Annotated in this window: 10 protein-coding genes; 4 read left to right on the plus strand and 6 right to left on the minus strand. The window is 54.4% G+C overall.

All coding sequences use genetic code 11. The features are described 5' to 3' along the window. The first annotated feature begins 553 nt into the window (after positions 1–553). A complete protein-coding gene (locus OEV49_11595; GenBank protein MDH3891718.1) occupies positions 554–1384 on the plus strand; it encodes a hypothetical protein in 831 nt (276 codons plus the stop codon). Between the two features lie 102 nt (positions 1385–1486). Continuing rightward, positions 1487–2302 carry a hypothetical protein gene (locus OEV49_11600; protein MDH3891719.1) on the plus strand — a complete coding sequence of 272 codons (816 nt, stop codon included), beginning with the start codon at positions 1487–1489 and terminating at the stop codon, positions 2300–2302. Positions 2303–2650: 348 nt separating this feature from the next. Here the strand turns inward: OEV49_11600 and OEV49_11605 are convergent, their stop codons facing one another. The 5 genes from OEV49_11605 to OEV49_11625 form a co-directional block, all read right to left on the minus strand. Next, on the minus strand, positions 2651–3148 hold the full coding sequence (locus OEV49_11605; GenBank protein MDH3891720.1) for a hypothetical protein: 498 nt from the start codon (positions 3146–3148) through the stop codon (positions 2651–2653). 716 nt (positions 3149–3864) lie between these two features. Next, positions 3865–6963: a CusA/CzcA family heavy metal efflux RND transporter gene (locus OEV49_11610; protein ID MDH3891721.1), complete on the minus strand. Its 3099-nt coding sequence runs from the start codon at positions 6961–6963 to the stop codon at positions 3865–3867. A 14-nt stretch (positions 6964–6977) separates the two neighbouring features. Then, positions 6978–8081, minus strand: a complete 1104-nt coding sequence (locus tag OEV49_11615; GenBank protein MDH3891722.1) for an efflux RND transporter periplasmic adaptor subunit — start codon at positions 8079–8081, stop codon at positions 6978–6980. A 10-nt stretch (positions 8082–8091) separates the two neighbouring features. Next, positions 8092–9405 carry a TolC family protein gene (locus OEV49_11620; GenBank protein ID MDH3891723.1) on the minus strand — a complete coding sequence of 438 codons (1314 nt, stop codon included), beginning with the start codon at positions 9403–9405 and terminating at the stop codon, positions 8092–8094. A 113-nt stretch (positions 9406–9518) separates the two neighbouring features. Next, entirely contained in the window at positions 9519–9965 is a 447-nt protein-coding gene (locus OEV49_11625; protein MDH3891724.1) for a hypothetical protein, read from the minus strand. Between the two features lie 444 nt (positions 9966–10409). On the opposite strand from OEV49_11625, the gene OEV49_11630 reads away from it, so the two are divergent. Then, positions 10410–11750 (plus strand): S41 family peptidase, encoded by a 1341-nt coding sequence (locus tag OEV49_11630; protein MDH3891725.1) that lies wholly within the window; start codon positions 10410–10412, stop codon positions 11748–11750. 113 nt (positions 11751–11863) lie between these two features. Here OEV49_11630 and OEV49_11635 read toward each other — a convergent pair whose 3' ends face one another. After that, complete coding sequence (locus OEV49_11635; protein MDH3891726.1) at positions 11864–11995, minus strand: hypothetical protein; 132 nt, start codon at positions 11993–11995, stop codon at positions 11864–11866. A 408-nt stretch (positions 11996–12403) separates the two neighbouring features. Between OEV49_11635 and OEV49_11640 the strand changes: the two genes are divergently transcribed. Next, positions 12404–12697 (plus strand): hypothetical protein, encoded by a 294-nt coding sequence (locus OEV49_11640; protein ID MDH3891727.1) that lies wholly within the window; start codon positions 12404–12406, stop codon positions 12695–12697. Positions 12698–12810 lie beyond the last annotated feature (113 nt).

The following is a 12810-nucleotide window of genomic DNA, read 5'->3' on the forward strand; positions in this document are numbered from 1 at the left end:
CTCGCACCCGTCGATTATTCTGTTAACATGAAACAGGTCGACACTAATCTGAACTGGTACGAACGCTACGGTAGCTTACTGCATTTCTTAGTACCGCTCGGACTGCTGTTTGCGGTGGGCGCGATAGCTGTCTTCATTCGGTAGCTAATCACAACGCCACCCGGTGCATTCTCGGCTCCCACGACATTTTTTCCTGCAATTGCCATTGTCGAAACCTGCCTTCGGCATCCCTTCGGGCCAGGGGTTTCGACCTACCTCCTTTTCAACTTCGGCGACATTGTTTTTCTGACATGTCCATCACCACCTCATGCTGAGCGGAGTCGAAGCATGAACTCTCCGGGAGAGAATCACCCTTCGACTCCGCTCAGGGTGAGGTTAGTAAATGCTCGGGGTGAGGTTAGTGAGTGTTCAGGGTGACACGGTCTAGGCTTGGGCACCCCGACAAAAAGAGATTGACGCCTCCCTGTTGATATGCTATCCTTGTTCAGGGCAGGGAAACACGCGCTACGATCGAAATTACGAGATCAATACTTTCTGCGCGGAGAATGTCATCATGACTTTCGTTCGCATTTTCGCATGTTTAGCCTGTTTCAGTGTTATCTGCACGGTCGCTGTCGGACAGGGCGTCCCGCATCCGTCGATATCGCTGGATTCTGCCGAAGGCGTCTGGCCGCCGAACAGTATCGTTCCCGGCACCGAGATTACCTTTCACATCCGGTTGACCAACGTCGGCTTTGCCCAGCCGGCCACAGCCATCATTAACGGATTCAGCGTATACGGTAGCGATCCGGCGGTGACCTGGGAGTGGATTGCCTGGGGCGACGGACCGGTAGATTTTAGTTCGTTGTTCGATCTGGTCTGGGCGATGAACACATACAGCCTCACCGGTTCCGGCGCCGACACGCTCGGTTGGGGCGGCGTTTCGACCCAATATGGTGCGGGGCTGGTGGACGGGTTTGACTCGGTTGCTTTCTGGATGAACTTCAGACTCGCAGGCGATCAGTCCTTGATCGGTCACCACCTTTGTCTGGACTCCACCTATTATCCGCCAAGCGGTGGGTGGATGTGGCGCTACGATCCGCCCCATGGCGAAGTCCGGCCGAGCTGGGACGGACCGCATTGCTTCGAGATCGTGCACTGCTGTCGCGGCGGTGTGGGGAATATCGACTTTGATCCGGAGGACAGGGTCGATATCGCCGATGTAATCTATCTCGTCGACTGGATGTTTTCCGACTACGGTGGCGACCCCGACGACTATGGTCCGCCACCGTTCTGTCCGGAGGAAGCCGACATCGACGGTAGTGGAGAAATCGACATCTCCGACCTGGTGGTGCTGATTGAGTTTATGTTCCTGGGTGGATTCCCAATGCCTGATTGCCCGTGAGGATATTCGATGTATATTGTGTAGAGATATGACAAGACATCTATTGAATGACACCGTTTCGACAAACAACGTACTTCTGAGGAAGGGATGAGGTATACTTCTATGACACGCATTTTTGCTATTACGATGGGGCTGGTTTGTCTGCTGACAATTACTGCTTTTGGCCAGAACGGCGGGCGAGTCTGGCTGGATGAAGTAGAAGGTCTCATGGATGGCGAGATTCCGATCCCGGGCGGACCGGTCACCTTCCACATGAGCCATCAGAACTATGATCCGGTCAACAAAGTTAAGGGAATGGTCAACGGGTATGAGTTGTGTGCCACTGGTGGTGTGACCTGGGTCGGATCGTGGGGGTTGGACCCTTCCTTCCCGGCCAACGATTGGTTCGACCTGGTGTTTTCAATAGGGCAGTTCGGTTGGGACGGCGCAGGTTGTGACTCCGTCCGGTTTGGGGGTTCTGTCATGGTAGGCACCGGGTTGCCGCCGGGCTTCTTTGGCCCTGTCTACTACATAACGGTTGATTTCGACGACAACTCAGCCTTCATCGGCGAGACCTTCTGCCTGGACTCCGCCTACTGTCCGCCGTCGGGCAATTGGATGTGGTCTTACGGCTCGGCCGTGGGAGCCTTCCCGCCCGACTGGGACGGTCCGCACTGTTTTGATCTCGTTTCATGTTGTCGTGGTACGCGCGGTAATGTCGACGGCGACCCGGCCGACCAGGTGGACATTGCCGATCTGATCTACATGGCCGATTGGATGTTCTCGGATGCCGGCGGCGATCCCGATGATTACGGCCCGCCGCCGCCCTGTCTTGCCGAAGCCGACATCGACGGCAGTGGGGCCAACGATATCACCGATTTGGTCGGCTTAGTCGACTTCATGTTCAACGGCGGCGCACCCCCGGCCGACTGTCCGTAAAAGGGCTCTTGGCGCTTCGCACGTTTGTAACTTCACCCCGAGCGGAGTCGAAGGGTGAATCTTGCACCCCACCTAAAGTCCGGCGACAGGTTGGTTCCCCAGTGAACATCAATGGCCCCACCCGACGCAGAGCCTCTGGGTGGGCTACCGTATGATCCCACCGTTCAACTGGTGACCAATCGCTGGTGCATGTCATGCTGAGCGCAGTCGAAGCATGAAGTGGCCGGGTCCGTCTTCGCCTGCGCGCCGCGGCGTGTACCCGCCACAGTCGGCAGGTTTGAAGACCAATCTGCCCTCCAAGAGTTGCTGATACTGCGCCGTGCCCGATCCTCCCGTCACATCATGAGACTATCTCTTGACTGTGATAGAAATCGCAGGGAATTCAGTTTCTATCATCAGAAACGAAACCGTAAGCCAATCCAATGGAATCCAGGCGAGCCCTTCGTGGAAGGACTCACCATCATAGTTGCCAAAGAGTGCGTATCGCTCACTCAAACTGGCAGTTAACCCGGCCATCCCGAAAAGCTGATCATGGTCGGGTAGAAGTGTAGCCACCCCGGTCGAGAATCGTAAACCAAAGGTTTCACTGACCTCCCAGGACTTGATGACTTGCGCGTACACTGATTGATCACTTCCACCGGTCTGTACGCTACCAGTACCCAAGATGAGCCCCGGTTTCCAACCGTCTTCTTGTTCCAGCACCGGCTGTACTCTTGCGTCCCAAAGGACTTTTTCAGTTTCAAATGCGTATCCAACACCGGCATCGAGCCAACTCAGCAATCCGACCCTGGCATTCAATACACCCGTTTCTTCCTCCGCCGTCGGAATAGTCATGCCGGAGAACATTAGCGATCTCCGGGACAACAAAGCACCAGGGTTGTTGCCCGCCCCGGAACAGACTGGGCAGTTGGGTCCACATTCTTGCGCAGCGGTTACACTGATTAGCATGAGTATCAGAAATATGCTCGTCGATATTGTTTTCATTTTTTCACCTTTGTTGTTCCTGAAAACGTTCTCGTATGTAGTAATTCACTTGTACCCGTCTGCCGGATATAAGTGGCACTATCCCAAAACCGAGTCAGTTTTGGAAATCAACAGAGCATAGCTGTTATCACAATATCAGTTGACGGGGCTCTTGGACGGGCCGACTGACGATGTGTGGTCAGTGGTGATGAATTGTCAAGAAACTGTGATGGACGATCATCGAAATCTATGAGGGTGGTAGATGAGACGTCTGGTACAGATCCCTCTTTGACCCTTGGAGTTAGATTTGACCTAAGAACACTGTCGAGCTCGACGTCTGCACAACGGCTACAATCGCCAGGATGATGATCCTTCTGCGAGCTAGAGTTTTCTCCTTCACAGCAATGGTCAGAATCCCGGCAACAGAGAAGACCAAGGCTTTCGATTTCTGTATTCCCGTCGTGTTCGATACAAAGAAGCTCACCTTGTGCGGCGAATGCGGCTCCGATCAAGAGAGCGCTGCACATTGACCATGTTACGATTTTTCGATTCATCAGCTTCACAAGTAAGGGCTGGAGACAACCTCCAGCCCTTCAGAATCACATTGTCTCTATCGCCCGTCTGGGTGCGAACCATTCGTACAACACCGGTATCAGAACCAGCGTCAGAAAAGTCGACGACAGCAACCCAAAGACAACCACTACGGCCAACGGTCGCTGAACCTCCGATCCCATACCGTGCGACAGAAGCAGCGGCACCAGTCCCAGGATTGTCGTCAGGGCGGTCATCAAGACCGGTCGTAACCTGAGCAGGCAGGCCTGCGTGATCGCCTCGACGGTCGGCATTCCCTCATCGCGCAGTTGGTTGATGCAAGACACCAGCACCAATCCATTCTGGACGGCAATCCCGAATAACGCGATGAACCCAACCGAGGCCGGTACCGATAGATACTCGCCGGTTATGTACAGCCCCAGGACGCCACCGATGAGGGCAAGCGGGACGTTCACGAAAATCAGCGTCGCACTGCGAAGAGTTCCGAACGACATGTACAAGAGAAGGAAAATCAACAGGAATGTAACCGGGACAATGATGCTCAATCTTTTCATGGCCCGCTCCTGGTTTTCAAACTGTCCGCCGTATTCCAGGAAGTAGCCGGGCGGTAGTTGGATATTTTGATCGACCAGTCTCTTGATATCGGCGACCACACCGCCCATGTCACGACCGCGAACGTTGCCGGAGACGATCCATCTTCGCTGGTTGTTTTCGCGGTTGATTTGGATAGGACCGATCACCGTCTCCACATCGGCCACCTGGGCCAGTGGTATCAGTACTCCTTCGGATGTATGTACCAGCAGATTCTTGATCGCCTCGGGGTCGTTGCGGTACTTTTCGGCGTATCGGACATAGATGCCAAACCGTCGCATGTTCAGATAGACCTGTGAAACTTCTTCACCACCAACCGCGTGTTCCACGATCTCGAGAATCTCTGAAATGTTGACACCGTAACGCGCGCACGCTTCACGATTGGCCACAATCTGCACCTGTGGCTGACCAAAACTCTGCTCGGCGCTGAGATCGACCAAACCTTCCACAGGCGTGATGACTTCTTTGATCTGCTCGGCTGTGTTGCGAAGAACGGTGAGGTCCTCGCCAAAGACCTTGATGGCCAACTGAGTCTTAACGCCGGAAAGCAACTCGTCGAACATGCTTTGAATTGGCTGCGAGAAGACTGTTTGAATGCCCGGATATTCCGACAGTTTCTTATTCAGAGCCTCAACAAGTTCCTCTTTGGACTCGTACTCTTGCCACTCTTCCTGAGGTTTGAGCATGATTTGAAGGTGCGAAGCGTTGATCGGATGCGGGTGGCTGCCCGCCTCCGGTCGACCGATTTTACCGATCGTTTGCTCTACACCATCGAACTCCATGACAATTCTCTCGATTTTTTGGATGGTCTCGGTCGCTTTCACCAGCGAGATAGAGGGCGCCATGCCTACGTTGATCTGAAGGGCGCCCTCCTCAAGTGTTGGGATGAACTCTGTGCCCAGATGTGACAACAGGTAAAGGGTCCCGGCAAACGACAACAGCGTTGCCACCAGAACAACCGCCTTGATTCGCAACACGAAACCGAGGAGCGGTCGGTAGACGGCTTTAACCGCCCTCACAAGAATGAACTCTCTTCTCTTACTCTTGGTGAACAGTAGTGAAGACAATACCGGCGAAAAAACCAAAGCGGCTACCAGAGATCCCAAAAGCGCGAAAGTGATGGTAAAGGCCATTGGTGAGAACATCTTGCCCTCAACACCCTCAAGCGTGAACAGGGGCAGGAAGACAATGATGATGATCGAGACGGAGAAGAATATTGGTTTGGCAACTTCGGCGCAGGCCGCGACGATGATCTCCGTCTTGCTTTTGTTTTGGTTGGCTTCATCTCCAAGCAGCCGATATATATTCTCGACAATGACGATTGAGGCGTCTCCCAACATCCCAATTGCGATGGCTATTCCCCCCAGCGACATAAGATTGGCCGACATATCGGCCGTTCTCATAAAGATAGCGGCAATCACCGCGCAGACCGGCAGAGCCAGCGCGACAACAAGAGCGCTCCTGGCGTTTCCCAGGAACAGGGCCAATACCAATACGACGAGAAAGGCGCCCTGCAATAACGCATTACGCACCGTGTAGACGGCGTTGCTGACCAACGCACTTTGATTATAGTAAGGAACCAGTCGCACTCCCGGTGGCAATGATTGCTGTACTTTGGGAATTTTTTGGTTTAGCCCGGTTATAACATCGGAGGTATTGGTGCCAAAAAGCTTCATTACGATACCGCCAACCACTTCCTCCTCACCGTTTAGGGAGACAACGCCGCGGCGAATCTCGCGCCCGTAGCCGACCTCGGACACATCACCCAATCGAACGGGTGTACCGTTTACCACTTTGAGCTGCATGTTCCTGAGATCGTCCAACGTCTCAACCAGACCTACCCCTCTTACCAGATACTCCTCAGAGCCCAGGACCAGAAACTGCCCGCCGGCGTTGCTGTTGTTGTTGGTCACCACCTGGACGATATCTTCAAAACCAAGATCATATTTGTTGAGCGCGTATGGATCGACGGTTATCTGGTATTGCAGAATGTGACCGCCCATGGACAGAATACTGGTAACACCCGGGATTGTCTGAAGTTGGTATTTGATTACCCAGTCATTGACTTCGCGCAGGTATGCATCCAGGGGTTTGCCATCGGTGTCGACAGTACTGTCGGCCGTGAGATAGTACATGTAGACCTCGCCGAGGCCGGTCGAGATCGGCCCCAGGCCGGGTGGTTCATGCAAGTCGGGTAGTTCGGCGGCTGCCTGGCTCAATCGTTCTGCAACAATCTGGCGGGCAAAGTAAACATCAACGTCGTCATCGAAATAGACATAGATCACCGTCATGCCGAAAGCGGAAGTCGACTTGATCTCCCGCACGCCGGGTAGACCGTTCATGGCCGATTCGATAGGGAATGTAATCAAGCGCTCCACTTCCTCAGGCGCCATGCCGTGTGCCTCGGCGAAGAGCGGCACCATCACCGGCGAAATGTCGGGAAATGCGTCGGTCGGCAGGTTTTTCGATTGGTAGAGCCCCAAGGCTGTTACACAAATCAGCAGGACGACTATCAGTAGACGGTTCTTCAGGATCAGTTCAAAAAAACTTTTCATCAAACAGCCTCTCTCTAGTGCGAGTGTCCGGCGTGAGCATCCATATTGCTCGTCACGATCTTTGCCTTCAACTCGAAAGCGCCGCCTGAGACATACTTAGCGCCGTCTTTCAGGCCGTGAAGAATTCTTATCTGGCGAGCATTGCCGGCGCCCGTAACAACATCGATCGGTCGAAACCTGTTGGTTCCGTCGACGACAAACACGACACTCTGGCCCTCAAGGAATTGGACCGCGCCCTTATCCACCACCAGTCCTTCATCACCCCCTTCGGTAGCGATCATGGCTTGAACAAAAGCCCCCGGTCTCCAGACCTTGTCCATATTGGACAGTACAACCCTGGCTGTCAGGCTGCGCGTGCGAAGATCCATGATTGGCGAAATGTACTCGATTTTCCCTGTCGCCCGAATGCTTGATCCGACCGCATCAATCTCGACCACCTGACCTTTCCTTATGCGGTGGGCATCTTTCGGATAGACGGCCAGATTTACCCAGACCGTTGACAAATCGGCGATTACATAGATGCTGTTCTCCTCCGAGACGAATTCTCCGGCCGTTACATGGCGCGAAATCACCCAACCTGACATAGGAGCCTTGATCGAGTACGCACTCATGCTCTCGTTACTTTCGACCACTGCGACGACATCTCCGAACGAGACATGATCGCCGATCCGGTAGTTGGCCTTCAGGGCGATTCCGGCAAAGCGCGGCGCTATATGAACTACTCTGTCTTCGTTGAAACCGACCTCACCCGGCAGTTCGATACACTGTTCAATCCGACCACGGCCCACGGTCGATATAGAAATACCGGCAAGTTTAACAGCTTCGGGTGACAGCTCGACCGTAAGTTCATCCTCGTGGTCGTGGCCGGCGTGTGCATCGGTGGCCGTTTGCTCATCAGGGTGCTTCGCGTCATCGGTGTCATGGTCGTGACCATCGTTTTCATGAGCAACATCGTCGTGGTCGTGACCCTCGTGCTTGTCTTGCTCTTGGGCGAGGGTGTCTTCGTGTTCGTGATCATCCTCGCCACCACCGGTAACCGACACCGAGCCCAGAAGAAGGCCGATTACGGCAATGAACAGTAAGACCAGGAGCCGATTGTTGTTGAGTATTCGTGACATCTGCATAACCTCACTTGGATTGGGTCATTAGAAGGTGGACGCCCAGAAGTTGTTCCAGGGCGATTACCTGTTCGACCAGCGCCAAATCAAGATCGTTCAGTTCGGCGCGTAATTCTATCAGTGTTTGTTCTCCCTGCAGAAGAACCGAGTAGATTACCTTTCCCTTTTCGAAAGCCTGTCTTAGCGACCGGTAGGTCTCTTGTGCCTGTGGCAGAATTATATCGTTAAACATTTTGCGACGGGCCGAAAACTGTTTCAGGTTCCGCGTCAGGCGTCGATACTCCACCCGGGTCGAAACTTGAGCTTGTTGCCGGGCCCATCCGGCAGCCACTCCTTCGGAGCGTAGCGCTTTGGTACTACCCTGCCCGCGATCAAAAAACGGAAGCGGCATGGCCAGGCCGAAAACGAAGCTGTTGGTGCCGTCGGCCTGGGCCCGTTTGAAGCCCCCGGCAACGGTGAGATTCGGTTTGTTTTCAGCAAGCTGTAAATTCAATTGGGCTCTTAGCAGGCTTTCCTGAGTAGTTGCCAGCAACACCTCTTTGCTGTTGGAAAAATCGGGGATCAAGCTATCGACCCGTTTCAACAGTCCCGGCTCCAATCCGGTTTCAACAGCCACCAGATCGACCTCTTTACCGTCCCACAACGCGGCCAGGTCGTCCTGCGCAGAGGCCCGCTCATATTCCCGGCGAGCCTGCTCAAGTCGGGCCCGCTGGAGCTCAAGTTCGCTGAGTAACAGCTCTGAGATCATGGCCGCCCCATGTTCCAGACGGGCCTGGACCGAAGCAGTCATGGTCTCAGCCAACTTGGTTGCATCTTCGGCCAGAGCCAGGTTGTTCTGAGCGTGAACCAGAAGGTAGTAGCGCCGACACGTTTCGCCGTAGAGGTCGTAATCGGCAAAGGACAAATCCAGTCGAGCGGCATCTGTTTCGCTCTTAGCTGCCCGACGGCGCTTTGTTCGCTTACCCCACAATTCAATCTCTTGTGAAAGACCGGCCGTGAATTCCGCCTGGCTAGAGCCGGGCAAGTCACCGCCGAAGTCTTCGGCCTGGAACTCGATCTCAGGATTTGGCCTCAGCCCGGCCTGCTCAATGCGGGAAATCACCGCCTCCAATCGATGTCGGAAGGCTTGCCGCGATGGATTAGAGTGAGCCACTTTCTGTAGTGCGTCATGCAAGGTTATCGAATCGGTGGATACAGCTTCGGCCCCTGATGGTGGTGGAAACGGGTCCATCCACTGCTGAGCCGCCGAGGTGCCTGCACACAGAGACCCGACAGCCGCCGGACCGATCATTACTAACATACAAATAGCCAAACGTAGAATCATATACTCCTCTAAAGAACTCAGGCTGTGCTTTCTGAGCCGATTCACGGCCCAGACATTCAAGACGCCGGATGCGTCTCTGGGACATATCCGTCAGGATGATTTGGAGGGAATGATCAGCAGATGACTATAGCGGTCTTGAGTGACGCTATCTTCTGCAATGACTGTGGAGGTGGTTTGGCGCACCACTCGGCGCTCTGTAGCTCGGGCTTGGCCACATCGGGTCCGGACCAGGCCTGTCCGGTTGCGATTGTATTGACCGGACCGGGGTCCGAGTCTAACTGCGAGAAGTGATTTGTTGCCTGCAGGAACCTCGAAAGAAAGAAATCGGTGCAGTCACCGCAGGTGTCGTGTTCGTGTAAGTCGAGATCGCCTGAGTCTACCGTACTGGATGCGACCACTGTTGGGTCGTCGCAAATACAGGTTTGTTCGCAGCTGGCTTCGATCTTGATGCTACCATCGGCCTCGATACAGGTCACCGTCCCGGCTGAGGATGTCAGGATTAAAGCCAAGTGCAGGATGGAGATGCTCAGGGCGATTGCTCTTTTGGCTGCGTTTACCATTGTCGTCTTTATACACAAAATGGAGCAAAAAGTCAAATCAAACCTGAGCGGGGGGGAATTGCTGCTATTGGGGATGATGGCCTGGCTGCTTTGGAGTGCCTAACAAGTTCAGATAACTCGTTGCGGGTGGGCCTTGCGAACCTGCGGTGACAAGCCACAATTTCGCTCTTCGTGCCTTGTGGCCGTCACCCTGAGCGCAGTCGAAGGGTGAAATCTCTTGGCCCAGTGCTCATGCCTCGACTGCGCTCGGCATGACATACAACTCTACCCGGCATCCACTCTTCGAACGCGGATTATGTTGGACGCCCTAAGTGTGTCGATTCCAGTTAGAGCAATCGCGCGAAGCGTTAGAGTTTGATTCATCTCTGTTTAGTCCTTTGAACCAGCCCCTGCCATACCTACTATATCTACTGTCATAAGAAACCTACACAGAGAGAGCCCGGCATGCCCCTAAGAATAGTGCTCATACTCTTGTTGCTCACCCTATGCGGGTGCGAAAACCATCCGGCAACCGCTAGTGCAAAGTTCTCTGCATCCCAGCTTCAGTCGGACTTTCACCAATTACGCCGACTGATCAATCGAAATCACCCCATGTCCTTCACCGACCAACAAGAGATGGACAGTGCTTTCGACAGACAATTCGCCCTCCTGGACGACAGTCTGACGCTGATGGAGTTCTTTCGAATCGTCGCACCCGCAGTCTCGAAAGTCCGGTGTGGCCACACGCGACTGACGCTGGGCGAACCGGTCAGGGAGAATCTCTATGAATATGGCGACCACTTGCCGCTTGATCTCAGAGTTGTCGGCGACAGTCTCTTTGTCTATGAGACCTATCTGGACTCACCTATTATCACGCCGGGAAGTGCCGTTCTGTCAATCAACGGCCAGGCCGACACTACTATTATTCGGATCATGAAAGACTGCCTGTACGCCGACGGCAGAAACGAGACCTTCAAACATTTCCTGATGAATACCGGATTCCGGTCACTCTATCTTTCCTGTGTCGGCTCGTCAAAGCTATACGAAATCGTGTACATGCCGTCGGGCGGGTCAGAGCCAGAGCCAGGGTCCGTCACCTTACCGGCCAGGAGCCTGGCCGAGGCGCGACAATTCGCTGAGGAAAACAACCTCCTGACTCCACGCCGGCCCCTGGTCGAGTCCTTCGTTGCTGATGACAATGAATACGCGACTTTGACAATCCGGTTTTTCGACTTTTATGATGATGTCCAGCGGCTTGCGAAACTGGTAGACCCGTTCTTTGAGGACCTGGCCGCCCGGAAGACCAATGCGCTGATTCTGGACCTGAGGGGTAATGACGGCGGTGATCCCTACAGTTCGGCCTATCTTCTTGGCTATCTAATCGGCCGGCCCTTTCGCTATTTTTCGTCCCAATCCACCCCCCTTTACGGTGATTTGCAGACAGTCCAGCCAGTGCCGGACCATGCCTTCCACGGGAACTTGTTTGTGCTCGTGGATGGGGGTTGCTATTCCACCACCGGGCACTTCTGTGCCCTGCTCAAATCTCAAACGAGGGCGGTTTTTATCGGCGCCGAGACCGGCGGCTCTTACGCCTGTCATGGCGGCTACAGAGAACACCGGTTGAGGATCAGCGGCCTGGAACTGCTGCTGCCACACACGACCTTTATCGCCGATGCCCCGGGTCTCGATCGAGGCCGGGGGATTGAGCCCGATTACATGGTGACGCCGTCGATCGACGACCTTGTAAACAAGACCGATCCGGTCCTGGCAAAAGCGATATCGCTGGCCCAGGACCTCCAAAACTAAGTTTGCGAATAGGGCTCCGTAATTGCCTGAGAGGCAGCGCGGGCCGTTCAGGGCAGAATAGATTGTGAATTATTTCACGATCATTAGCGTGCCACGACGAGCTTTTGATGCCTCTATCGGTTGAGGCTGAAGCTATCCGTCACGGCTCGAAGGAATGCCGCCTCCCCAAGATGGATCGGCGTTTCGGCTGAGCTACGGCGGCTTGGATCACCGATCAGGAAACCTGAGATTGTGAATTGTGTCACAAGCTCCTTCCCTCCACCAGTGCGTTCGGTGACATAGCTGAGGTCCTGTCTGAGTTCCCACTTCGGGCTGGCCGGTCTGAAAGGAATTTGACTGTCCGGATTCGGACATAGGTGCCGGAGCAGTTTCTTTCTGTCCGGTACAGAACAATGTCCGCCGGGAGGCGGACCAGCCGGTCGCTCGACAGGGCTGGCAGACGTTCGGCGATCAGACCGAAAATGATGTTCTGCGATCCATATTCGGCTGCTTCGCCCGGCCGCAAGGTTGGCCAATCTTGTGATCTTATTCACAATATTGTTTATCGTGAGGGCCTTTTCGGGGTGGTTTGGGTAGGTATGAGTTGAGAGGTCAGCCGGTCAGATCTCAGGCGGTGGCGAAGCGGACATGGGTCCGGGGCAGAGGTGGGTATTGTGAAGACTTTCACAATGTCGGGCTGCCCAAAGGGTCTGATTTGGTCGCTTGTCAGGGTGGGCCGGGGTGATTTGGCTGGTGGGTCGGTTTTGGCTTCAAGTTTGGTCGGCGGCCTTGGCCTGCTGAGCAAGGCGGCCTCGATCAGCCTTGGGGTCGGGGCTTGTCTTAAGCCGATCAGTAAGAGCGAGGCCGGATCGGCCGCCGGGCTGCCCTGGTCTCTGCAGGCTGAGGGCGAATCCCCGACAGGCGTGGCCTTTGTTCTGCCTTCGTTAATCCGGCGCGGATGTTTGTGAATTGTGTCACAATCTCTACATAACATCATGGACCTGGATATTCAGGCGGGTATGGGCTATCTCTGAATTTGGTCGCTATTGGTTTTAATTGGTTTGTGAATTGTGTCACATAC

This window comes from Candidatus Zixiibacteriota bacterium (assembly GCA_029860345.1).
Taxonomy (GTDB): Bacteria; Zixibacteria; MSB-5A5; order GN15; family FEB-12; genus JAJRTA01.